Source organism: Acinetobacter sp. H1(2024) (assembly GCF_046557555.1).
Classification (GTDB): domain Bacteria; phylum Pseudomonadota; class Gammaproteobacteria; order Pseudomonadales; family Moraxellaceae; genus Acinetobacter; species Acinetobacter seifertii.
Map to the genome: position 1 here is coordinate 1 of NZ_JBKGFO010000003.1, position 22,204 is coordinate 22,204.

The following is a 22,204-nucleotide window of genomic DNA, read 5'->3' on the forward strand; positions in this document are numbered from 1 at the left end:
TCAATTACTGACTTAAATTTCGCTCAAATAAACTTCGAGTAATTTAAACCAATCAATCAATGAAAATTATTTCGATTAATCAACCAGTAAAAATCCACACAAGTTGTTCTTCAATTCTCTTAATGATCTTCTTCCTGGTTCGTCACCAGCAAGCTAGGTCGGCTATATTACTCTTAATCTCTTAAAAGTCAACAGGTAATTTCGATATTTTTTAAAACTTATTTTCTAAACCACCTTATCATCAAATTCATCACTTAAAGCAACCAACTTAATCACAAGTAACTGTTTTTCAACAAGTTTCTATCTGCATCACCGCCGATGGATGTGCATTATAGAGGATTATTAACCCTTTGCAATACCTTTTTAAACATTAGCGCAACAACAGTTCGCTTTTTGATCAAAAATGGTAAAAATATTCATTTTTTATATAAACATGGTTGTAAAAGCAACAATTTATCGAGATTTTTTTCATTCTGGTTCTTCTCTTGCCATCTTAAAGGCCGGCAATCGATATATTCACAATATCCACCCTCTCCCTGAAGACACTGGTCATTCCAGCTTAACTGGTAGCTGAAACTTCCTATATATCCAGCTGCCAATCCAAATTTATAATCACCACGACTTTCAACATAGAGCTCAAAAATAACTTTGCCATCTTTTTTACATTGCCAAGAGAACTCTCGAGGTAAGTACATTTCTCTTCCAAAAGGTGTTTGAACTTTTGGATAAACACGATAAATATGAAAATTAACATCTTCAGTAAAAGTTAATGGTTCTTTGCCTATTTCTTGAACATCTAAGCGTGAACACAAAACGATATTCCATTGGTTTCTTATTTGGGTCAGAGTGACTTGAGTTGTTTCATTGAGATTAATCACTTGATATGTGTAAAAACATAAAGATAGAAAGGGTAAATGTAATGCTCGAGCATGTTTAAATCGCCCTAATCCACTCACTTCATATTTTTGCCCTTTATATAAGATTTCACCTTCACAATGACAAAGAACTGTCCAATAGTCTGATATTCCCCACTGCAATGCAGATGAGTTCAAAATATTGGAAGGAGTTTGAATAACTAAATCACAGCTCATCTCAGAATCCACTCGTTTAAGATGAATTTGAGGAATTTGCCATTCAATAAGATCAGTTTTATCAAATTGGTAGTAATTAGGATTAAGCTGACATTGTCTTCGAATTGAATAAATTTTTAAGTGATCTACACTGTGTAAACTACTACTGACCAATACTGTTGCTGTATCAATCGCAGAAGTCACAATACTGTTTGCGTTATAACAAAGAGGAATTCTAGGCTGTCCAATCAGGCTAATATAATTAAAATAACGAAGTGGCGCAGGTAAGTTAGGAAGGATTAAACCTTGATAAACAACTTTGAAAAAGCCTCTAGAAGGCTGATATACAACGCCCCCATTTGAGTTGAGGCCCAGCTGCTGCAATTGATTTATCTGATTCATCAACTTCGGCATACTGAACCTCATATAATTTATGTTCCGATAGTCTCGTTATTTTTTTTAGCTAATAGTGTGGTAACAAAGCCCGATAGAGCATAGATAATTGAAACAATCAAAATACCCATTGGGATATTATAAGTGATTGCTGCAAAAATCAGTACTACTGGCAACATAACTACAAAAGGAACACGCTTACGGTCCATTTGCTTAAATGAATAGTATTTAATGTTTGAAATCATAAGTAGTCCAACCACCACCATGATCACCGAATTAATCACTTGAATCGCAATATCACGCAAATCGAAAATGAATGGATAATCTCGCGCAACCCATACAAGTGAAATAATAATAATTGCAGCGAGTGGACTTGCGATACCAATAAAGTAACGTTTATCAACTACTCCAATTTGAACATTAAAACGCGCTAAACGGAAAGCCGCACAAGCAGTATAAACAAAACAGCAAGCTAAACCTATACGGCCTAAGTCATGCAGACTCCAGCTATACATTAGCATTGCTGGCGCCACACCAAAGGCTAACAAATCTGACAATGAGTCATATTGTTCGCCAAAAGCACTTTGCGCACCAATTGCTCTGGCAACTCGACCATCTAATCCATCTAACAATGCTGCTATAAAAATGGCATAAATTGCTTGAGTAAATTCGCCATTCATACTCGCAATGATGGAATAGAAACCAGACAATAAAGCAGCTGTAGTAATTAAGTTAGGCCAAAGATAAATACCTCGACGCTTTACTTTTTGTCCTTCCGGATTATCTTCCTCTTCAACCACTTCGAACGTAATCCCATCAAAAGAATGTTCATTATGAGTTAAATCTTGCTCTGGTTTAGGCGCATTTGTCATTATTTTCTATTCCAAACATGTGCATTGATTTAGATTAATTATCACTCACCCACTAACCAGCGTACAGCGGCGTGACCACCTGTTTCTTGCATACGTAAGTGAGGGAATAACCATTGTAGGGCTTGATCGGCTTGTTCAGAGAACTGCCAAGGCGGGTTAATTACCAATAAACCACAACCATTTAGACCTACAGGAGTGTCATCTGGCCATACACAAATTTCACAAACTAACTGACGGCGAATTCCTGTTTTGAACATTTTCTTTTCAAAACGCTCAATCATCGCTCGGTCTTTAATTGGATACCAAACTGCAAAAACGCCTGTTGGCCATTTCTTATGAGCTTGTTGTAACAATTCAACTAATTGCGGAAAATCTTTACGTTCTAACTCGTATGGCGGGTCAATCATGACTAGACCGCGCTTTTCCTTTGGTGGAATTACACCAAGTAAGCCTTCATATGCATCGCGCTCGTGCAAACCTGCACGTTTGTCATGAATGTTATGACGTAATTGCTGAAAAACATCACGTTGCATTTCAAATATAGTCGCTTTATCAATTTCGCGCATACCTTGTAATGCAAACCAAGGAGAACCAGGATAACTCCCCTTACCTTCTTGAGAGCGTAGTTCTTCAACAAGTTTTAAGTATTGTTGAATTGCTTCAGGAGCTTGGCGCTTTTCCATTTCTGAAAGCTGAACAAGACGATGAATACCTGTTAGGAATTCTCCTGACTTTTGCGCAGGTGCTTGAGATAAATCATATTTTCCTGCACCTCCATGCGTATCGATATAACGATAAGGTTTATCTTTGGCATTTAAACGATTAAGAAGCTGTAGCAAAAGCACATGCTTCATAACATCTGCAAAGTTGCCCGCATGGAAATGGTGACGGTAATTCATGTTGACTTTAATTCCTCAATTCAACAAATAGTTTAACATGAAAAAAATATTCTTTCGTAAGGTTGTGATCATCTAAAATAGAGCTGCTTGATATTTTTACGATCTATTCGAGGTTATATGCACTCTCACTCGCTTCCTGATTCATGGAATCTGGATCAAATTTTAGATGATTTAAATGCACATGGTTTTGCAATTATAGATCACGCTTATTCAGATCAATATCGCGTTCAGGTTGCCAATGAGTGTAGCCACCATATGGATGAATTTAGAGAAGCTTGTATTCAAAACGGCGTGGTAAGCAATATTCGGAGTGACCATATTCTATGGATTAATGATCAGCTTCCGATTGCCCAACAACATATTGAAACCCTAAGTTTATTATCGCAGAGTCTAAATCAAGCATTTTATTTAGGAATTAAAGAGGTAGAAGCTCATTTCGCCTGTTACCATGCAGGTGAATTTTATGCATTACACCGCGATAATCCTCAGCAAAAAAATGATCGTATTATCTCTAGCGTTTATTATTTACACCCTGAATGGCAAGAAGACTGGGGTGGACAATTAAGATTACAAGATAAAAATGAAAATTGGCATATTGTTAAACCTGAACCTAATCGGTTAGTGATATTTCAAAGTAACTTATTGCACGAAGTTTTAGTTTCCAAACAGCAGCGCCTATCAATTACAGCATGGCTTCGTAGTGGAAACTCAATTTGGGGTTAGATGAGTGCTCTTTAAATTTCTCAAATGACCCCGATATAAGAGCTATTGATTAAAAAGGGCGAAGGCGTATGTCTATTGAAACAAAAGCAATTGTGACCAGAATTGGTGAAACAGACCAACTCTATTTAACGGAAAATACGCCTGAGCTTGCTTTGGAACGTGCAGATTTACGTATGCAACTCGCGATGTTAAGCCGCGTTCGCCAAGAGCAAATTCATTTTTTGCAAGAGGCGATTGTTTTGCTCGAACAAGCTCGCATTGAATATGACGAGATGCCAATGAATTTATATTTAAATTTATCATTGCATTTAGCTAAAGCGTATATGATTTATTTCGAATTAAATAAAGAAAAGCGCTTTGCACTCATTACTCAGCAAATTTTGAAACCACTATCGCATCATGAGCATGCAGATATCTATTTCTTCTTGGCTTATGCTTCGGCAGCACAAGAAAAACCTGCCCTCACTCGGCATTGGCTTACTAAATATGTATCTACAACTCAATGTGATCTTGAGCTGGTTCATGAACATCCGGTATTTCATCCAGTACGCCATGAGTCATGGTACAAAGATTTATTAAAACGAAAAACGCATTAAAGTATGAATTTTAAAAGGCCTGTTGCTAATAAACAGGCCTTTTTATTTTGCTATTTTTTGAGGCTATCTTCATGTAACTGTTCATTGAGCTCATCAATGACGACAATCCACTCATCATCTTTTTCCCAATGACTTTTTAAAAAATCACTTTGTCCTTTTGACCAAAAGGGTGCTTCATGTAATTTCTGTTCAGCAGGCAATTGATGCGTTTTGATGAAGTTTTCAATACTTGCCTCGTCAGCATCTAATCCCAATTGTTCAAATAAAAGTTCTAATGTCGGTTGCTGTTCAAACACTGTTATTCTCCTATAACTTCTTTTCCATAATCTAACAACTATAGGGTTTAGTTGCATATCTATGTCTATATTTTCTTGTTGTTTTTTGTGTGTAGTTATAAATTTTCAAACATAAAAAAGCACCCTACAAGAGAGTGCTTTTTAATTCATTAAAGTAATGAATTATTTTACCATGTCAGCAATTGCTGCACGTTCTTCTTCAAGCTCGTTTAGAGTGAAGTTGATACGCTCACGGCTAAATTCGTCAATTTCTAAACCTTGAACGATTTTATATTCACCGTTTTCAGTTGTTACAGGGAAACCGAACATAACGCCTTCAGGAATACCATAAGAACCATCAGATGGAATACCCATAGTTACCCACTTGCCGTTTGTACCAAGCGCCCAATCACGCATATGGTCAATTGCAGCGTTAGCAGCAGAAGCAGCAGAAGACAAACCACGCGCTTCGATAATCGCAGCACCACGTTTACCAACAGTTGGAAGGAATACATCTTTGTTCCAAGCTGGATCGTTGATCTTGTCTTTTAAGCTTTCGCCGTTTGCAGTTGCAAAACGGTAGTCAGCATACATTGTTGGAGAGTGGTTGCCCCAAACTGTTAAGTTTTCGATGTCAGCAACAGCAACACCAGCTTTTTGAGCAACTTGAGTCAACGCACGGTTGTGGTCAAGACGCAACATAGCTGTGAAGTTTTTCGCTGGAAGGTCTGGAGCAGATTTCATTGCGATATAAGCGTTAGTGTTTGCAGGGTTACCTACAACTAATACTTTAACGTTACGGCTAGCAACTTCGTTTAAAGCTTGACCTTGGCCGATGAAGATTTCACCGTTAACTTTTAACAAGTCAGCACGTTCCATACCAGGACCACGTGGACGAGAACCAACTAGTAATGCATAGTCAGCATCTTTAAATGCAACTTTAGGATCATCAGTCCCGATCATGCCAGCCAATAAAGGGAAAGCACAGTCATCAAGTTCCATCATTACGCCTTTAAGCGCTTGTTGTGCTTTTTCAACTGGAACTTCAAGCAATTGTAAAATAACTGGTTGATCTTTACCTAGCATTTCACCGCTTGCGATACGGAATAATAAGCTGTAACCAATTTGACCTGCAGCGCCAGTCACGGCAACACGAACGGGTTGCTTCATGTAATTGTCTCCAATGAGTGTCCTTAATCGGGCTAAATAGCGATTCTATCTAACCAAATCATCATAAACGGCAAAGATTGTACTCTAAAGAAGTTGCAGATGCATGTAAAAGCGACTCATTTTCACCAAAAGTCTGATAGAAAATACAAATTAATCTTTACAAATAGATTCAATGTATGGTCAGCATTTTTTTATGAAATGGTAGCTCGCTTAGTAACTACCTTTAATTGTAATTTCACTTGGACAATTCGAGACAACATGATTTGAACACTGTTTATATTGGCCATTTACGGTGTAACAGACTTTAACTTCTGTGAGCACAACATCAGAACGAGATAACTGGCAATTAAAACGAATACCATTTTGAGGCATGCTTGGATTAAGCTTCGTAAACTGCTGACGTAGTGTAGATTGCTGCATTTCTACATTGCTAGAACTTGTTAAATTAGCAGGTATTTTTAACCGCTCGGCAAAGTTAATAATCGTACGGAAATATTGACTCGCATTCATAGGAACACAGCCACCGACACTTTTCCAAAGTTGCACGCGAGCATTATTGTCTGGCATAACACGAGCAACAACTTTAGCTTGTAATGGTGATAGTGCAGCAGAACTTTCTGTTGAACAGTCAGTTCGGGTAGTTTCTGGCATTAAGCCAGTAATTGTAAGTGAATATCCTTCCAGACATTTACGCTGCTTCTGTTTAGAAGGATCCAACGAACAGACAGCAGGCGTCATCTGTACATGCATGACATAACCTTGCACGTTAACAGGTTCCGCATGTAAAACAGAACTCATCAATCCAATGCTTGCACAGATCAACCACCATGCAAGTTGTGATATTGATTGAGGTCCTAAATATCTATATTTCATTTAATTAAAACTTGGTTATGCCAATTAAAAGAATGTTCCATCATTCATCATCTAAAATTAAGGTGATGACCGCATTGGAATGACTTTCATACGCTGTATTAATGACTGAGCGCCTTGACCCAATACCACTCCATAGTGTGTCGCATTCGTCATGACATGCTTAACGTAATCTCTTGTTTCAAGCAATGGAATGGTTTCCGTATATTGATCAGCCTCAATAGGTTGGTAATCTGGTTGCCAACGTCTTGCACGATTCGGACCAGCATTATAACCCGCTGTCGCTAAAACCGGATTATTGCTTAACTGACCTTGAATCATTGATAAATAAAATGTTCCATAACGAATATTGGTATTCATTTCACTCAACGCCGCCGGATTATATGTCTCCCCCATCTGACGAGCAATCAACTTTGCTGTATCAGGCATAATTTGCATCAGGCCACCTGCCCCCACATGGGAACGTGCCGAGGTAACAAACCGACTTTCTTGACGCATTAAACCATAAGCCCAAGCTGGATCAATTCCAGCATTGTAACTATGACTTACGACATTAGTCTTATGTGGAGTGACATAACGATAGGTATCATTATGTTTATTAGTTGTACGATCCGCTGCATAAATTGCACGGTCATACCAACCCATATCATGAGCACGCTTTGCAGCAGCTAATAATAAACCATCATCATGTTGGAGATAGGCCTGACGGACTGCCCAGTTCCATTCGCGATTTGTATAAGTCGGATTGGCGTTAATGCGTCTCAGAGTAAATGCACGGTTAAAGTGAATATTTTGATCTAAACGGCGCAAATCACTTGCAGTTGGCTCATCACTATAAGGTTGATGATTATAGCGTACACCTAAACGGTCTTTTGCAAGTAAATTGTGATAATCATCACCACTTTCAGCGAGTTTCTTATAAATACGTTGTGCCGTATTTTTAGAATTGCTATCACCACGCTGTTCTGTCGCACGAGCTAACCAATATTGCCAGCGATCTTCTTGCTTCTGTGAAACCGACATACTATCAATCGCACGAATCAAGCTTTCCCATGCGCTAAAGCGAATTGCTTGTCGTGCATAAATTTCAGCTTCTTCAGGGCTTAAAGGGTAGCCATAACTCGCATCAAAGTATTGAAGAACTTCTCGGTTAAAATTATTTTTCATGACCGTAGTTCCGCCAATATAAGCTACGATTCGATATAGATATTTTTGTACATTCTCGGGAGTGCCTTGTGCTACTCGCTGCACATTTGCAAAAGCATTTCCCAAGTCATTATTTGCTAGACGTCCCAATGCAAAAATCAGATAAGCATAATCAGCATCATTAGTTTTTGGGGCAGTCCACAAATAGTTAAGCGGATTTGCCTGAATCTGGTTAAGCTGAGCCAAAGAAAGATTTATTCCTAAACTTTGAGCAGTAGCAAGTGCCTGTCCAGATAAACCAGATCGTAGCTGTACCCAAAGACGTTGTTGCTTATCTTGAGTACTCATTAATGGACTAGAAATCATCATACGACCTAGCCCAACACATGATTCTGGTTGAGATTCTGTTGCCAACCAAACATCTTTATATTCAGCAAATACTAATGCATCACCACTTTTAGCTCTCACCTGCGCTAAAGCACAATTTTCGGCTGGATCAGGGTTAGAAACATAAGATAAAAGTGGTTGAGCAGATACAAAGTCAGCTTGTTTTACTTTTTCTTCTACATAGTCTGCTGCAAGCTTCTCTGCCATAGCAGATTGAGGATAGCGCTGGGCAAAACTTACAATTGATGTTGGAGATTGAAAGCCTAGATTGCTGTTTAATTTCCAGTATTCAGGATAATAACCCAATACATCATTTTGCATTGCAGCCTGATATTGATCTAACAAGGCTGTATTACCACTATTTGCGGCATTTAATGCATCATTAAATTGTTCTTCTGCTGCATAAGACAATGAACAACCAAGTAAACACACAGCCCCTAACCAGCCACGATGTGCATATTTATTTTTCATCACACGACTCTTGTTTGATGAGCTCTTTTTACTTGGTCTCATAAATGTGTTAAACCCTGACTATCCACCTTTAGGCATAGTTTAATTATTCTTCGTGCTTTCTTTTGTTGTGTTATGTAACTCTCTGATTCAACATCATTAAAATTTATGTCATTTATCTCCATAAATCATAGGTAGCTAATGGCAGTTTAATTTTATCTGTTCAGCTCAAATACTGTTATAATGTTGGGTTTGACCCGTTTTGGGTTGTTTTATTATTTAACTAGATCTATCTGTTAGGAGCCTGCATGACGGTTCAAACCTTCATTCCCAATGGTGCCAAAGCTGCCTCAGAAAACACTGTTACCCAGCCAACGCACACCACTGATGTTTCAATAAAAAAACTTTATATTGAAACTCAAGGGTGTCAGATGAATGAGTATGACAGTCACCGTATGGCAGACCTTTTAGGGGATTCTCACGGCTACGTTTTAACGTCAAATCCCAATGAAGCAGACATTCTGCTCATGAATACTTGTTCTATCCGTGAAAAAGCGCAAGAAAAAGTATTCAGTGAATTAGGCCGCTGGCGCAAATTAAAAGATAAAAATCCTGATCTTGTGATTGGTGTGGGTGGTTGTGTCGCATCTCAAGAAGGTGACAATATTCAAAAACGTGCGCCTTACGTGGACATGATTTTCGGCCCTCAAACCCTCCACCGCTTACCGCAAATGCTTGATCAGCATAATGCTCAAGTAGAAAAGCCAAAAAAAGATAAAATCAAACTGGTTGATATTTCTTTTCCAGATATTGAAAAATTCGACTTTTTACCTGAACCACGCGTAGAAGGCTTTAAAGCATTCGTTTCTATTATGGAAGGTTGTTCTAAATATTGTTCCTTCTGTGTAGTGCCATATACTCGTGGTGAGGAAGTTTCTCGTCCACTAGATGATGTACTCGCAGAAATTGCTGGTCTTGCTGAAAAAGGTGTCCGTGAAATTTCATTGCTGGGTCAAAATGTAAATGGTTACCGTGGTGAAACATTCGAAGGTGGCATTTGTACCTTCCCTGAATTGTTACGACTCGTTGCAGAAATTCCGGGTATTGGACGGCTACGTTATACAACTTCACACCCACTTGAGTTCTCTGATGAGCTTATTCAGTGTTATGAAGATTTACCTCAAATGGTTTCACATTTACATTTGCCTGTACAAAGCGGATCTAACGATGTTTTACAGGCAATGAAGCGAAATCACACCATTGATGTGTATATCGATAAGATTGCCAAGTTACGTAAAATACGCCCTGACATGCATTTATCGAGCGACTTTATTATTGGATTCCCTGGTGAAACTGATGAAAATTTCGCAGAAACACTTCAGTTTATCAAAGACTTGGATTTCGATCACTCATACAGCTTCGTTTACTCAAAACGTCCTGGTACACCAGCATCAGACTTACCAGATACAACACCTGAACACGTTAAAAAAGAGCGTTTAGCTCAAGTTCAGAAAGTGATTAAACAGTCTAGTATTGAAAAAACTGATGCAATGCTTGGCAAAATTGAACGTGTTCTCGTTGAAAAAGTATCTGATCAAGACCCTAATATTTTATTAGGTACCGCAGACAATACTCGTCTAGTCACTTTTGTAGGTGATGCTTCATGGGTGGGTCGCTTTGCAGAGATCGAGATTACTGAAATTAAAACTTTAAATTTAGTTTACGGCGAGCTCTTGAATCTTGAGCCTGACGTGGCGTAATGTAGAGGTATTCTAAAGTCTACTGAAAGGTTTTCTCTTGACTGCAGCGATTCGACGTACCGTAACATTTCCTGAAGTTTCAATGGAACGTTTAAAGAGCATCTTGGGTGCCTATAATGGGCACCTTAAGCAAATTGAACAGCGTTTAGATGTCAAAATTACTCATCGTGGAGATGTTTTTCACATAGATGGTGAGATAGATGCTGTTGGGAGAGCCGAAGCACTATTGCAGCGACTCTATGAAGAGTCTGAGGTATCCCAGCAAATCAGTGCTGACTTGTTGCATCTACTCATTCAGTCTTCTCAAACCGAGCGTAATTTCGAGCTGGTTGGTGAAGAGATGGATGAGCATGATGCACCAATGGATGTCTATTTCCAGACTCGAAAAGGCCGTATTAATCCGCGTGGTGCCAACCAAAAGCGTTATGTACAACGTATTTTACAAAGCGATATTTCTTTTGGTGTCGGCCCTGCTGGTACAGGTAAAACTTATTTAGCAGTTGCCGCAGCCGTAGATATGCTCGAACGCAACGAAATCCAGCGGATTTTACTTGTACGTCCTGCGGTAGAAGCAGGAGAAAAGCTCGGTTTCTTACCTGGTGATCTTACTCAGAAAATTGACCCATACCTACGCCCTCTTTACGACGCTCTTTACGAAATGCTCGGCTTTGAAAAAGTTGCCAAACTAATCGAGCGTCAAGTGATTGAGGTTGCTCCTCTTGCTTATATGCGTGGTCGCACTCTTAATCATTCATTTGTAATTTTGGATGAAGCCCAAAACACAACACCTGAACAAATGAAAATGTTCTTGACCCGTTTAGGTTTTGGCTCTCGTGCAGTGATTACAGGTGATATTACCCAAGTAGATTTACCTCGAGGCCAACAATCTGGTTTGGCACACGCTCTTCGTGTACTTGAGAATATTAAAGAAATTCATATTACCCGTTTCCATTCTCGTGACGTTGTACGTCATCAACTTGTTCAAAAAATTGTTGAAGCGTATGAAGGTTGGGATGGTGAACAACAGCGTCTTAATGCTGAAGCACGTGCTGAACGTAAAGCACGCCAAGAAGCATTAGTCGCCGAAAACGATACAGCAGCAGACTTGCAACATCAGGATGCTTAAGGATTCACTTTGAAAATCAGTTTAAGTTTACAACAAGACTTTCAATCACCTGAGTTAGAGCTCAAACGAGCTCAACTCAAAAAAATTATTGAAACCACTTTACGTCACGTTGGCTACAAAGAAGATTGTGAAATTGGTATTGCCTGTGTTGATCTGGAAGAAAGCCATCAACTTAACTTGCAATATCGAGAAAAAGACAAACCTACCAATGTTTTATCCTTCCCAAGTGATATTCCAGAAGAAGTTTTACCAATGCTTGATGCACTTCCATTAGGTGATTTGGTGATCTGTATTCCAGTGGTATTACAAGAAGCTTTGGAACAGAAGAAAACTGCTCAAAATCATTTTGCACATCTATTGGTTCATGGTGTTTTACATTTACTTGGTTATGACCATGAAACGAGCAATGAAGATGCCGAAGAGATGGAAGGCTTAGAAATTGAAATTTTAGCTAAACTCAATATTGCTAATCCTTATCAGGAATCAGAAATTTCACCTTGAAACGATTCATAACAGAATCAGCTTTCTAATTTATTTTTGAAATGTGGATATCCTACAAGTTATCCACATTTTTCATTAATGTACCTCGAATTCAGCTTCAGCTGGATCAAAACGCCAAGTACGAATAATACGTAGCTCAGAAATATCTTTCATATTGCTATCAAAACGACCAAATGGCGCACCACGGCGTACAGAAGCTTTTGCAGCTTCATCTAAAACTGAATGTCCTGAACTTTCAAGTAAACGAATTGCACGAATGCCCCCTTGAGCATTCAAAATCACCATAAGGCGAACTTCACCTTTTAATTGTTGTTGTTTTGCTTCTTCTGGATAATAACGGTTACCGTAAAGCTCCACCTTTTCACGGAACTTATCTAAATAAGCTGCTGAAGCATCTTTCTTGGCTTGAATACCATCGACTGTTTTTATTTTTTGTTGACGACTGAAATCTTGCTGACGTTGTAAATATTGAGCTTCTAGGCTCGCGACCATTGCAGCTTTAGCTTGAAACTGGCTTTCTAATTGCTCAAGTGCTTTCTTTCTTTGACTCTCCTCAGCTTGTTTCTGCCAACTCAACACAGTCATGAGTACTTTTTCTTCAAACTTAAGTTCTCTTTGTTGCTGTACTTTTTCTAAAGTTTCTAACTGGGCTTCTCCCGTCGAAGCATCAGTTGTCATAGGCGTCGGAGAATTACTAGACATCCGATGAGCCTCTCTAAAAGTTCCTGAACCTTGTTGGTCTGCTTGCGCTAAAAAATCTGCATGCTTAACAGCATCCTCAGCAGGACGAATAGATATAGCGATTTCCTTCGTGGATTGCTCTGACGGCGCAGGCATAGCAAAATGAATAAGCAGCACAAGAGTATGCAACAAGATTGCGAGTATTATTGCAACAATAAAGACTCGGTCTTGCCACCAATAAAGAAAAGGCTCTATAGGAAGACTTCTTTTTTTCAACATAATCTTAAAAGCATATAAATGCCTTTTCCCCACGGTACTGATACCGAACAAAATACAAACTGATATTCAAATATGGATAAAAGTGTGATTCACTTCAAATATGAGTTTTTATCCATTTTCATTTTGTGAAAATGTATCAATTAAATTTGTTACACTGCAATATCAAAACGTGTTTTTAACATAATAAAGAGTGTGTTGTTTCTTTAATAATTCATCTTCTGGAAGTTCTTTTATGCAAACGCTATTTTCCTCACTAGTCAAACGTCTTCATAAAGTCTACCGCAAAGCTGAAGCCTTCATTGAGGAAGAAAGAGATTTTACATTGTCGCAAACTTTTCTAAACGCGACATTAGAACGCTATGTTACCAATAATGTCGAATTTCTAGATGATTTGCATACAGACCTTTATCATGATTGGTTAAGACTTTATGCCACAATGCATGTCAAAGGTTTAGAGACGACTTTATCTGTCGACTTAAAACTGATTCAGATGGAATTTAATAAAGAACAGCAACTTATCGTTTTTGAACAAATTAGTAATACACAAATTGTAGAAGCTAAATATAAAAATTTCTGGCAAAAAATTGCTGTGAAAGCTGCTATTTTTTACTATCACAAAATTCTAAAAAAAGACCCTTTGGGTATGATTTTGGAGCGTTTTAACGTAGCCAAAGAAAAAGATGATCTTATCTTCCTAGACCTGAACCGTTGGTTCGGTAAAAAAGCCAGCATTATTGAAACATTGGGCAAAATTCATATTAACTATGCGCGGGTTCGTGAAGCAGAATTGGTCGTCTTTGGTAATGTTAATCTCGCTGCCTTACTTTTCCGAGATCAAGATGATGACTTTGAGGATGAACTAGAAGACTCTGAGATTACGCCAATACAGCAAAAAGATGCATAACAACTGTATGAGCTAAAGAAATTTATTGTTAAAAAACACAAAGAGATTACATATTTAGCATAAATCCTGATTTTTTCTTCATGATCAGCAGGCATAATATGCAAAAGTCATAGATGCATCAGCACTGACCTTTCAGTCTGTACAAGGATATTTACTTATGGCAACAAAATTTCTGAAATCATTCAGCATCGCAACTGGTATTTCGACAACTTTGCTTATTGCAAGTTTCTCTAGCCATGCACTTGCCATGAGCCCATTTCAGGCAAATTATCAGTTTACCTATAATAATAAAGGCATGGGTTCAGCAACACGCGCACTTAGTCAACAAGGAAATAACTGGACTTATCTATTCACTGCAAAAGCTGGTGGAATCGCTTCTGCAAGTGAAACAAGTAAATTTAGTTTTGCTAATGGCAAAATTGGTTCACAAAGCTTTAGTCGTACAAGTAAAATTTTAATTCATAACAACACTATGAATATTAATTTTAACCCTGGTAATAAGACAATTAGCACAAAGAAAGATGATAAAGCACGCTCATTTGCTTGGCAGCCTGGCGTACTTGACGAGCTAAATGCTGAATTACAAGTTCGTGAAGATTTAAAAAATGGTTCACTCAAATCTTCTTACCCTCTTGCAGATGCAAAAGAAGTTGAAAACCGCCGTTTTGTAAAACAAGGCAACGAAAAAGTTAAAACTTCTTATGGCACCTTTGACACTGTAAAAGTGGTCTTAGAGCACGGCAGACCAGATCGTAGTACTATTTTCTGGTTAGCACCTAAATTAGACTACTTACCAGTTAAAGTAAGTCATATTGATGGCAAAACATCTTATGGTTTGTTATTAACAAGTTATAGCGGTAAAACGAATTAAAGCTTGCATTTTTTCGGATGCTTTTTAAAATACGCATTTGCTTTAAAAGCATCCGTCTAGAGGATTCTCCCGTGCACGCACTAGAACAGAAAATCTTAACAGAAGGTATCGTTCTATCTGATCAAGTGTTGAAAGTCGACGCTTTCTTAAATCACCAAATTGACCCTGTCCTCATGCAGCAGATTGGTAAAGAATTTGCCGCTCGCTTCAAAGATGCAGGGATTACCAAGATTATTACCATTGAAGCTTCAGGTATTGCGCCAGCAATCATGGCAGGTTTAGAACTTGGTGTACCTGTGATTTTTGCTCGTAAATATCAATCGCTGACTTTAAAAGACGATTTGTATCGCGCTAAAGTATTTAGTTTTACTAAACAAACAGAAAGTACCATTGCTATTTCAAACAAGCACATCAACTCAAGCGACAAAGCTTTAGTAATTGATGACTTTTTGGCAAATGGTCAAGCTGCACTTGGTTTGATTGACTTAATTCATCAAGCAAATGCAGAAGTAGTAGGTGTTGGTATCGTGATTGAAAAATCATTCCAACCAGGCCGCGATTTATTGCTTGAAAAAGGTTACCGTGTTGAATCTTTAGCACGAGTTAAATCACTTACTGATGGCACAGTAACTTTTATTAAAGAATAAAATTGTTTTAATAAAAAAGAGCGGAGTTCCGCTCTTTTTTATTTTTATAAGATTATGAGTGAAGTTTTTTTACGATTTCACCTAAGCGTTTACCTTGTGCTTCACATAAAAGCTTTTCATCTTGGCTTAAGCCTTGATCATGTCTAGGGCCACTCACATGGCTAGCACCATAAGGCGTTCCGCCTGTTTTCGTATTTGATAAGGCGGGAATAGAATTTGGTAAACCTAAAATCATCATGCCATGATGAAATAACGGCGGTAACATTGTTAATAAAGTACTTTCTTGCCCACCATGCATTGAACCAGAAGAAGTAAAAACGCAAGCAGGTTTATTATGTAATGCGCCATTGAGCCATAGACTTGTCGTTTGGTCCCAGAAATATTTCATTTCACTCGCCATATTACCAAAGCGAGTTGGAGACCCTAGTGCCAAGCCAGCACAATTAGCTAAATCCTCTAAAGTACAATAAATATCGCCTTCTTCAGGAATGCTCGGTTCAGTCTCTGTTACAACTGTTGCAATATTAGGTACTGTTCTTATTTTTACAGCAACCCCAGCAGACTCAACACCATTTGCAATAAGATGCGCCATTTCTTTAGTAGAACCATATTTACTGTAATAAAGCACAAGAATGTAAGGTTGCATCGCTTTCATGAATTTTGTTAAAAAGAACACTATACGGTATTTTTTATTTTTTTGGCGAAGCCAATTCTATGAAATTTTAGAGGTGATTGATTTTTAAGGGCAACAGTAACAAATATCGGTAAAAGCTTTTTACGATGTTTTGTTACGATGATACATACGGAACTTTCAGAATACTTTTTATTCTTTAAGTTAAAGTTTACCCATATCAACGATAGTGTTCTCAACCGAAGACACTGGTGAATATCAATCACCCACATCATGATTAAAAAAATCGGGATAGATGACGCATGTTAGAACGTTTTTTGAAGAGACTTCCTTTTTATAACAAGACCTGGTTTCAATTTATTTTATTCGTGATTAAGCGTTTTGAAGCTGATCGCTGCCGGGAACAAGCTGGCGCTCTCACTTATACAACTCTTTTTGCTGTTGTGCCGATGCTAACAGTATTTTTAGTTATTATTTCTTCAATTAAAGCGTTAGAACCTGCTAGACAACAGTTACAACACTTAATCTATAGTAACTTTTTACCTAAAAGTACCATTGCATTTGATAAGGCACTCAATGCATTTACCGAAAAATCCAGTAATTTAACTGTAATTGGTGTGCTGTTCCTATTTGTCACGACAGTTTTAATGCTGACAACAATTGAAACTGCCTTCAATCGGATATGGAGAGTGAAAGAAACTCGTAGTGGCATTGTAGGTTTTATGCGCTACTGGACCATTATTTCGCTTGGCCCTATTATCTTAGGTAGTGCTTTCGTTATTTCATCAACCGTTGCATCAATGAACTTATTAAGTAATAACTTTACAGGTTATCAACTTGATGGCGCCTTTCTACTTTGGCTCATTTCTTTTGTTCTTACTGTTTTGGGATTCTTTATTTTATATTGGACCATTCCCAACCGCACGGTCCCGTTATTTTCAGCAGCAATTGCAGCATGTTTAAGTGCTGTATTATTTGAAATACTCAAAAACTTATTTGGCTTTTTAATGTCCAACTTCACCAGTTATGAAATCATATATGGTGCATTTGCGGCAGTACCTATTTTCCTACTATGGGTTTTCTTATCTTGGAATATTGTTTTGCTTGGGGTCGAGGTGAGTTTTGCCCTTACCGCTTTCCACTCAGGTAAAGAGCAAAAAAGACATCCAGTACTCATGCTACTCGATATTTTAGAACTCTTTTATAAAAAGCAGAAACTTGGTGAAAGTGTAAGCGATAAAGAAGCATTAGGTATTTTAGGCCGCGGTGAGGTTGGTCGTTGGCCCGCTTATGTCGTCTTACTTGAAGAGCAAAATTTAGTTAAACGCACAGATAAAGATGAATATGTTTTAGTTCGCAATTTATCTCAAGTTGACTTCTGGAGCTTCTTCACTGCATTGCCTTATCCACTTCCCCTACGTCTAGATGTATTAAATGTGCATGACGACGACGAATGGATGGAAAGAATTGGCCCTGCACTAGTTGAATCAAACGACTATTTAGCTGCAAAACTTTCTATTCCACTTTCAACGATTTTTGAAGAGAAATAATATACATGAACAACAGGGTTTAGCCTTTGTTTGGTTGGCCCTGTTTTAAGCTCATAATAATGATTCCTGATAAAACCAAAATACTTCCAGCAACAAATTTGATTTCTAATTTTTCATCTAAGAACAACACACTAAAAAGCACACCAAATAATGGCGTCAGAAAGGAAAATACGCCTAAACGTGAGGCTAAATAATTTCTTAATAGCCAAAACCATAGTAGTAAACTTGCAAAAGATACAATCAATGTTTGAAAGCTCAGACTTAAAAATGTCAATTTCGTAAGATGAATTGTGGTTTGATCTGTCGCAAAAGCGATTAAGATTAATAAAATAAAACAACCCGTTAGTTGATAAAACAAGGTTTGCGTTGCTGGGGCTTGAGCCAAAGAAGATAAGCGAACAATAATAGTGCTTAATGCCCAAGCCATTCCCGCCATAAGTGCATATAAATCACCCAATAAAACTTGCACTAATGCTGCGCCATTTAGAGTTGTAGCTGTCGGATAAAATGTAATAATAATTCCCATAAAAGCCAAAGTAATGCCTCCCCACAGCGCTCGGTTCAAGCGTTCAGTAGGAAATTTCCAATGAAGTCCCAATGCGACAAAAATTGGAGCGGTATAGAGTAAAACTACAGTATGGGAAGTCGAAGTGAGTTTTAAGGCTTGAGTTACGAAATAGAACTCTAATGAAAAAAATAAAGCAACAAGCGCACCGGCTTTACATTGTTGATAAGAAAACAGATGAATAGAACTATCACGCCACAATAAAGGCAATACTAAAAGTGCAGATAATCCAGAACGTAAAGCAATTTGCATAATCGGCGTAATATCTGTAGCCGCTATTTTTAGAACCACTTGTTGAAGTCCTAAAACCATACATAAAAGTACCATTAAAGCCGAAGCTCTGGTATCCAGATTTATGCGCTCGTCCATTTGTTACCTTTATTTATAGCGAAAAATCAGACTATAGAACTGTCGTATTTGCATGATATAGTGAAAAACAGACAAGCTATTTGCATTTTCAGGCAATTTTCATAGATGAAAAAATCAGCTCAACGTGTGCAAGATTTTCTAGAAATTCCCGCTCACAACTCAATTCCTGATTTACTCTGGTTTCGTGTGCGAAATGCGCCAGCAGAAACGGTTTATCCTCAACATGCACATGCATGGGGTGAATTTATTTATGCTTTTAGTGGTGTACTTGAAGTTAATATTGATCAAATCAACTATTTAACGCCGCCACCTTACGGGATTTGGCTACCACCTTATACCAAACATAGCGGAATTAATCGCAATGAAGTAACCCATGCAACCTTATATATTCATGAAAGTCTGTGCCAAAAGTTACCGCAGAAAGCAGGAATATTATTAACTTCACCGCTTGTACCTGCGTTGTTAGACCACTTAAGGCAATATCATCAGGATGAAACTCAAGTTGAATATTTACGTCTACTTCAGGTTCTATTAGATCAACTCATAGAAGCTGAATTGGTCGGTAGTTATTTACCAACAACACATCATCCAGCCTTAGCAAAAGTTTTAAATTATTTACACCATAACCCTGCCGATAACAGTACTTTGCAAGAACTCGCTGAACGTATAAATATGACTGAAAGGACTTTGGCTCGTTACAGTCAAAAAGAGTTAGGCATGTCTTTACATGAATGGAGACAAAGATTAAAAGTTATGAAAGCGATGACTATGCTCAATCAAGGGAAAACAATTGAAAGCATCGCTTTTGATTTAGGTTATGCCAGTGCATCAGCATTTATTTATATGTTTAAACGCTGGATGGGATTTACCCCAGACCAGTTCCGAAAGCTCTACCAATAACTTAATGTCGAGTGCAATAAAAAACCCTATTATCAGTTCAATAATAGGGTTCAAAACTTAATGTCCTAAATCAAATTATGCTTTAACAAAAGTTTCCCAAACAAAATCTTGAGTAGCACCTTTCAAAGTCATTTTTAACTGATCGCCAGCATTCAATGGCCCTACACCTGCTGGCGTACCTGTCATAATGACATCGCCCGGTTCAAGTGAAAACACCTGATTTATATCAACCAATAAGTAAGCAATGTTAAACATAAGCAAGGCTGTATTACCATCTTGACGTAATTCATCATTTATATGGAAAGTAAATTTAGTCTCTTCCCAATTGGTAATTTCACTCACATCGACCCAGTCCGCAAGTACACATGAACCATCAAATGCTTTTGCTCTTTCCCAAGGCTGGCCTTTATCCTTCAATTCATTTTGCATATCACGCAAAGTTAAATCTAACCCTAAAGTTACCGCACCAATAGCTTGCAATACTTTTTGCGGATCAGTTTCGCCTTTTAGTGGCTTATCAATACGTAAAACAAATTCGCATTCGAAATGGCAACTACCCCAAGATGGATTCCACGAAATACCTTCATCTAAACCAATCAAACTACTTGGCGGTTTGATAAACAATACTGGTCGTCCCGGCATTGCATTGTTCAGCTCTTTTACATGATCGGCATAACTTCTGCCTACGCAAACGATTTTTGAAGGACGTGTATTCATGGGGCTTCCTTTATATTGTTGCGACTAATAATTCCAATAACTTATTTCTTAAATGTATTTTCAAATACGGTTTGATCTGAAGCTTGAGCAAAAGCACGTTTAGGTACAATAATGACCGTCTTATTTTTTAGCTCAAGCATATAAGTCAATTTACCTATGGCAAAAGTTTGTACGTCACCATACTGTACAACTTGTTTACGGCCCGCAGCATAAAGTTCAAAATAATCCTGATATAAATCGATTCCCTGCTCACTCTTACCAAATTGATAACGTACAAATTGGCGTTTAAACATCATTGGTAAAAGCCAATAGCGCATTAAACCTTGCATAATTAGGAAAAAAACACCTAAGGCAACATAGTAACGACCAACACCTGAGAAACCTAAATAAAGCCCCCAAATAATGATTGCAACACTAATAACAGGGGTTAAAAAACGGCTGAATTGCTTCTTTCCGAACGTCACCAAGCCAAACCCGTCTTGAGACTCTTCTAAATTTAAATAATAACGTAAAGATAAAGCGCTTTTTTGCTCGGTCATCACAATGTGTCAATATTGAATAAATCGAAACTATTAGAGCATATTCATCTACGCTTTAAAATGAATCAAAAGTGATTTTTTATTTTTGCTCAACTTATAAGACTTTCAGTTGTGCAAGCGGCTTACTCGTTTCATATATAGAACATAGATTCATATTTATAAGGCTTATTTCATATTCTTAAATTTATAGAATGCTTCTATTGTCTCTTTTAGTGGAATTCGTCATGTCTTTCTTTGCAAAACTATTTGGCTTAAATCAAAAATCGGCAACTCAAGAAGATGTGGCTGTTAAAGCCACTCAAGAACTAGAGCCATCAAATGCAGTTTCTTTCTTAGAACTCATTAGGAACCGCCGCTCTATTTATGCTATTGGAAATAACTTAAGCCAAACCAACGACGAAATTGAAAAATTAATTCAAGAAGCAATCAGACATAGTCCTTCTGCATTTAACTCTCAATCATCTCGCGCTGTTATTTTATTTGGACAATCACATCAAAAATTCTGGGATACTGTTCTAGAAGTTTTAAAAAGTATTATCCCAGCTGAAGCTGTATCTGGAACAGAACAAAAAATTCAAAGTTTTGCCGCTGGTGCAGGCACAGTTTTGTTTTATGAAGATCAGAACGTGGTTAAAGGCTTACAAGAACAGTTTGAAGCTTATGCTGATAATTTTCCAATCTGGTCTGAGCACTCAACAGCAATTGCTCAATTTGCAGTTTGGAATGTATTAGCTGAAAAAAGTATTGGCGCTTCATTGCAACACTACAACCCAATTATTGATGAGAAAATTAATACTGCTTTCAATATCCCAGCTGAATGGAAGCTAAGAGCTCAGTTAGTTTTTGGTTCTATTGAAGGAAATGCTGGAGAAAAAGCCTTTATTGATGATTCAAGCCGCTTTAAAACATTTGGCTAATCAATATTTTGTACTATCGTTTAGAGCTGGTTGCCATGAGCACCAGCTTTTTTAATAAAACTATAAAAAATAGGCACAAAAAAACCGCTATAAATAGCGGTTAATTCTTCAAGTGGTGCGCTCAGAGAGATTCGAACTCCCGACCCCTTAGTTCGTAGCCAAGTGCTCTATCCAGCTGAGCTATGAGCGCGTACTTGATGGAGGGCATTATACGCAGTTTTTCTATTTTAGAAAGACATTTTTCATCTTTTTGTCATCGAACGTCTAGTTCTTAGCCATTAGAAAATACAAAGGTATGATCTCGCTCAGGAATGTAGTCTGCTTAGCTATGAAATCGGTTTGAAATATTTTTTTTCAATTAAAGTTCTTTACGGCTACACCCCAATTTGGGCATTT

At 37.8% G+C, this 22,204-nt stretch carries 22 protein-coding genes, 1 tRNA gene and 1 pseudogene; 11 read left to right on the plus strand and 13 right to left on the minus strand.

The features are described 5' to 3' along the window. Nucleotides 1-397 precede the first annotated feature (397 nt). The 3 genes and pseudogenes from ACLCEG_RS09460 to ACLCEG_RS09470 all read right to left on the minus strand — a co-directional run bounded on the left by ACLCEG_RS09460 (nucleotide 398) and on the right by ACLCEG_RS09470 (nucleotide 3,234). Nucleotides 398-1,484: pseudogene (locus ACLCEG_RS09460) on the minus strand (DUF6670 family protein). 17 nt (nucleotides 1,485-1,501) lie between these two features. Next, the gene (pssA, locus tag ACLCEG_RS09465) at nucleotides 1,502-2,335 is read right to left on the minus strand and encodes a CDP-diacylglycerol--serine O-phosphatidyltransferase (protein ID WP_410567305.1); all 834 of its coding nucleotides are present in this window, start codon (nucleotides 2,333-2,335) and stop codon (nucleotides 1,502-1,504) included. 41 nt (nucleotides 2,336-2,376) lie between these two features. Further along, nucleotides 2,377-3,234: a 23S rRNA (adenine(2030)-N(6))-methyltransferase RlmJ gene (locus ACLCEG_RS09470; RefSeq protein WP_004705444.1), complete on the minus strand. Its 858-nt coding sequence runs from the start codon at nucleotides 3,232-3,234 to the stop codon at nucleotides 2,377-2,379. 117 nt (nucleotides 3,235-3,351) lie between these two features. On the opposite strand from ACLCEG_RS09470, the gene ACLCEG_RS09475 reads away from it, so the two are divergent. Continuing rightward, nucleotides 3,352-3,957 (plus strand): 2OG-Fe(II) oxygenase, encoded by a 606-nt coding sequence (locus ACLCEG_RS09475; RefSeq protein WP_410567307.1) that lies wholly within the window; start codon nucleotides 3,352-3,354, stop codon nucleotides 3,955-3,957. A gap of 68 nt (nucleotides 3,958-4,025) precedes the next feature. After that, complete coding sequence (locus tag ACLCEG_RS09480) at nucleotides 4,026-4,553, plus strand: hypothetical protein (protein WP_004705440.1); 528 nt, start codon at nucleotides 4,026-4,028, stop codon at nucleotides 4,551-4,553. A 50-nt stretch (nucleotides 4,554-4,603) separates the two neighbouring features. Here ACLCEG_RS09480 and ACLCEG_RS09485 read toward each other — a convergent pair whose 3' ends face one another. The 4 genes from ACLCEG_RS09485 to ACLCEG_RS09500 all read right to left on the minus strand — a co-directional run bounded on the left by ACLCEG_RS09485 (nucleotide 4,604) and on the right by ACLCEG_RS09500 (nucleotide 8,872). Next, a complete protein-coding gene (locus tag ACLCEG_RS09485) occupies nucleotides 4,604-4,849 on the minus strand; it encodes a DUF2789 family protein (protein WP_068935656.1) in 246 nt (81 codons plus the stop codon). Nucleotides 4,850-5,011: 162 nt separating this feature from the next. Further along, entirely contained in the window at nucleotides 5,012-5,998 is a 987-nt protein-coding gene (locus ACLCEG_RS09490) for a malate dehydrogenase (RefSeq protein ID WP_002119517.1), read from the minus strand. A gap of 210 nt (nucleotides 5,999-6,208) precedes the next feature. Next, the gene (locus tag ACLCEG_RS09495) at nucleotides 6,209-6,871 is read right to left on the minus strand and encodes a ribonuclease T2 family protein (RefSeq protein WP_004705438.1); all 663 of its coding nucleotides are present in this window, start codon (nucleotides 6,869-6,871) and stop codon (nucleotides 6,209-6,211) included. A 57-nt stretch (nucleotides 6,872-6,928) separates the two neighbouring features. Continuing rightward, nucleotides 6,929-8,872 carry a transglycosylase SLT domain-containing protein gene (locus ACLCEG_RS09500; protein WP_410567309.1) on the minus strand — a complete coding sequence of 648 codons (1,944 nt, stop codon included), beginning with the start codon at nucleotides 8,870-8,872 and terminating at the stop codon, nucleotides 6,929-6,931. 287 nt (nucleotides 8,873-9,159) lie between these two features. Between ACLCEG_RS09500 and miaB the strand changes: the two genes are divergently transcribed. From miaB to ybeY, 3 genes are read left to right on the plus strand one after another with little or no spacing between them, the layout of a single operon-like run. Continuing rightward, nucleotides 9,160-10,611, plus strand: coding sequence for a tRNA (N6-isopentenyl adenosine(37)-C2)-methylthiotransferase MiaB (gene miaB, locus ACLCEG_RS09505; protein WP_068935662.1), 1,452 nt, complete (start codon nucleotides 9,160-9,162; stop codon nucleotides 10,609-10,611). A gap of 37 nt (nucleotides 10,612-10,648) precedes the next feature. Further along, entirely contained in the window at nucleotides 10,649-11,737 is a 1,089-nt protein-coding gene (locus ACLCEG_RS09510; protein WP_004705435.1) for a PhoH family protein, read from the plus strand. A gap of 9 nt (nucleotides 11,738-11,746) precedes the next feature. Beyond that, nucleotides 11,747-12,238, plus strand: coding sequence for an rRNA maturation RNase YbeY (gene ybeY, locus ACLCEG_RS09515; protein ID WP_191010498.1), 492 nt, complete (start codon nucleotides 11,747-11,749; stop codon nucleotides 12,236-12,238). A gap of 75 nt (nucleotides 12,239-12,313) precedes the next feature. Here the strand turns inward: ybeY and ACLCEG_RS09520 are convergent, their stop codons facing one another. Next, nucleotides 12,314-13,198, minus strand: a complete 885-nt coding sequence (locus tag ACLCEG_RS09520) for an energy transducer TonB (RefSeq protein WP_004705430.1) — start codon at nucleotides 13,196-13,198, stop codon at nucleotides 12,314-12,316. A 232-nt stretch (nucleotides 13,199-13,430) separates the two neighbouring features. Here ACLCEG_RS09520 and ACLCEG_RS09525 point away from each other — a divergent pair, with 232 nt between their 5' ends. The 3 genes from ACLCEG_RS09525 to ACLCEG_RS09535 all read left to right on the plus strand — a co-directional run bounded on the left by ACLCEG_RS09525 (nucleotide 13,431) and on the right by ACLCEG_RS09535 (nucleotide 15,620). Further along, nucleotides 13,431-14,102, plus strand: coding sequence for a hypothetical protein (locus tag ACLCEG_RS09525; RefSeq protein ID WP_410567311.1), 672 nt, complete (start codon nucleotides 13,431-13,433; stop codon nucleotides 14,100-14,102). A gap of 157 nt (nucleotides 14,103-14,259) precedes the next feature. Then, entirely contained in the window at nucleotides 14,260-14,973 is a 714-nt protein-coding gene (locus ACLCEG_RS09530) for a DUF3108 domain-containing protein (RefSeq protein ID WP_077163571.1), read from the plus strand. A gap of 71 nt (nucleotides 14,974-15,044) precedes the next feature. After that, nucleotides 15,045-15,620, plus strand: a complete 576-nt coding sequence (locus tag ACLCEG_RS09535) for a xanthine phosphoribosyltransferase (protein ID WP_107972704.1) — start codon at nucleotides 15,045-15,047, stop codon at nucleotides 15,618-15,620. A 52-nt stretch (nucleotides 15,621-15,672) separates the two neighbouring features. On the opposite strand, the gene wrbA is transcribed toward ACLCEG_RS09535, so the two are convergent. Beyond that, nucleotides 15,673-16,266: an NAD(P)H:quinone oxidoreductase gene (gene wrbA / locus ACLCEG_RS09540; protein ID WP_410567650.1), complete on the minus strand. Its 594-nt coding sequence runs from the start codon at nucleotides 16,264-16,266 to the stop codon at nucleotides 15,673-15,675. Nucleotides 16,267-16,553: 287 nt separating this feature from the next. On the opposite strand from wrbA, the gene ACLCEG_RS09545 reads away from it, so the two are divergent. Continuing rightward, nucleotides 16,554-17,801: a YihY family inner membrane protein gene (locus ACLCEG_RS09545; protein ID WP_004705421.1), complete on the plus strand. Its 1,248-nt coding sequence runs from the start codon at nucleotides 16,554-16,556 to the stop codon at nucleotides 17,799-17,801. Nucleotides 17,802-17,820: 19 nt separating this feature from the next. Here ACLCEG_RS09545 and ACLCEG_RS09550 read toward each other — a convergent pair whose 3' ends face one another. Further along, entirely contained in the window at nucleotides 17,821-18,735 is a 915-nt protein-coding gene (locus tag ACLCEG_RS09550) for a DMT family transporter (RefSeq protein ID WP_410567314.1), read from the minus strand. A gap of 105 nt (nucleotides 18,736-18,840) precedes the next feature. Between ACLCEG_RS09550 and ACLCEG_RS09555 the strand changes: the two genes are divergently transcribed. Beyond that, a complete protein-coding gene (locus tag ACLCEG_RS09555; protein WP_039251743.1) occupies nucleotides 18,841-19,635 on the plus strand; it encodes an AraC family transcriptional regulator in 795 nt (264 codons plus the stop codon). A gap of 75 nt (nucleotides 19,636-19,710) precedes the next feature. Here ACLCEG_RS09555 and ACLCEG_RS09560 read toward each other — a convergent pair whose 3' ends face one another. Together ACLCEG_RS09560 and ACLCEG_RS09565 are read right to left on the minus strand one after the other, a co-directional pair. Next, nucleotides 19,711-20,352: a fumarylacetoacetate hydrolase family protein gene (locus ACLCEG_RS09560; RefSeq protein ID WP_019456549.1), complete on the minus strand. Its 642-nt coding sequence runs from the start codon at nucleotides 20,350-20,352 to the stop codon at nucleotides 19,711-19,713. A gap of 41 nt (nucleotides 20,353-20,393) precedes the next feature. Then, complete coding sequence (locus tag ACLCEG_RS09565; RefSeq protein WP_004705413.1) at nucleotides 20,394-20,891, minus strand: YcxB family protein; 498 nt, start codon at nucleotides 20,889-20,891, stop codon at nucleotides 20,394-20,396. A 224-nt stretch (nucleotides 20,892-21,115) separates the two neighbouring features. On the opposite strand from ACLCEG_RS09565, the gene ACLCEG_RS09570 reads away from it, so the two are divergent. Further along, nucleotides 21,116-21,808, plus strand: a complete 693-nt coding sequence (locus ACLCEG_RS09570; protein WP_410567316.1) for a nitroreductase family protein — start codon at nucleotides 21,116-21,118, stop codon at nucleotides 21,806-21,808. A gap of 113 nt (nucleotides 21,809-21,921) precedes the next feature. On the opposite strand, the gene ACLCEG_RS09575 is transcribed toward ACLCEG_RS09570, so the two are convergent. After that, nucleotides 21,922-21,998: transfer RNA gene (locus tag ACLCEG_RS09575), tRNA-Arg, on the minus strand. Between the last annotated feature and the right edge of the window lie 206 nt (nucleotides 21,999-22,204).

Excerpts from the sequence above, each read along its gene's own strand:
- ACLCEG_RS09560 (WP_019456549.1), bottom strand. The coding sequence starts at position 20,352 with ATGAATACACGTCCTTCAAAAATCGTTTGCGTAGGCAGAAGTTATGCC.
- wrbA (WP_410567650.1), bottom strand. The coding sequence starts at position 16,266 with ATGCAACCTTACATTCTTGTGCTTTATTACAGTAAATATGGTTCTACT.
- ACLCEG_RS09495 (WP_004705438.1), bottom strand. The coding sequence starts at position 6,871 with ATGAAATATAGATATTTAGGACCTCAATCAATATCACAACTTGCATGG.
- ACLCEG_RS09490 (WP_002119517.1), bottom strand. The coding sequence starts at position 5,998 with ATGAAGCAACCCGTTCGTGTTGCCGTGACTGGCGCTGCAGGTCAAATT.
- ACLCEG_RS09470 (WP_004705444.1), bottom strand. The coding sequence starts at position 3,234 with ATGAATTACCGTCACCATTTCCATGCGGGCAACTTTGCAGATGTTATG.
- ACLCEG_RS09565 (WP_004705413.1), bottom strand. The coding sequence starts at position 20,891 with ATGACCGAGCAAAAAAGCGCTTTATCTTTACGTTATTATTTAAATTTA.
- miaB (WP_068935662.1), top strand. The coding sequence starts at position 9,160 with ATGACGGTTCAAACCTTCATTCCCAATGGTGCCAAAGCTGCCTCAGAA.
- ACLCEG_RS09555 (WP_039251743.1), top strand. The coding sequence starts at position 18,841 with ATGAAAAAATCAGCTCAACGTGTGCAAGATTTTCTAGAAATTCCCGCT.
- ACLCEG_RS09475 (WP_410567307.1), top strand. The coding sequence starts at position 3,352 with ATGCACTCTCACTCGCTTCCTGATTCATGGAATCTGGATCAAATTTTA.
- pssA (WP_410567305.1), bottom strand. The coding sequence starts at position 2,335 with ATGACAAATGCGCCTAAACCAGAGCAAGATTTAACTCATAATGAACAT.
- ACLCEG_RS09500 (WP_410567309.1), bottom strand. The coding sequence starts at position 8,872 with ATGAAAAATAAATATGCACATCGTGGCTGGTTAGGGGCTGTGTGTTTA.
- ACLCEG_RS09530 (WP_077163571.1), top strand. The coding sequence starts at position 14,260 with ATGGCAACAAAATTTCTGAAATCATTCAGCATCGCAACTGGTATTTCG.
- ACLCEG_RS09525 (WP_410567311.1), top strand. The coding sequence starts at position 13,431 with ATGCAAACGCTATTTTCCTCACTAGTCAAACGTCTTCATAAAGTCTAC.
- ACLCEG_RS09570 (WP_410567316.1), top strand. The coding sequence starts at position 21,116 with ATGTCTTTCTTTGCAAAACTATTTGGCTTAAATCAAAAATCGGCAACT.
- ACLCEG_RS09550 (WP_410567314.1), bottom strand. The coding sequence starts at position 18,735 with ATGGACGAGCGCATAAATCTGGATACCAGAGCTTCGGCTTTAATGGTA.
- ACLCEG_RS09480 (WP_004705440.1), top strand. The coding sequence starts at position 4,026 with ATGTCTATTGAAACAAAAGCAATTGTGACCAGAATTGGTGAAACAGAC.
- ACLCEG_RS09520 (WP_004705430.1), bottom strand. The coding sequence starts at position 13,198 with ATGTTGAAAAAAAGAAGTCTTCCTATAGAGCCTTTTCTTTATTGGTGG.
- ACLCEG_RS09545 (WP_004705421.1), top strand. The coding sequence starts at position 16,554 with ATGTTAGAACGTTTTTTGAAGAGACTTCCTTTTTATAACAAGACCTGG.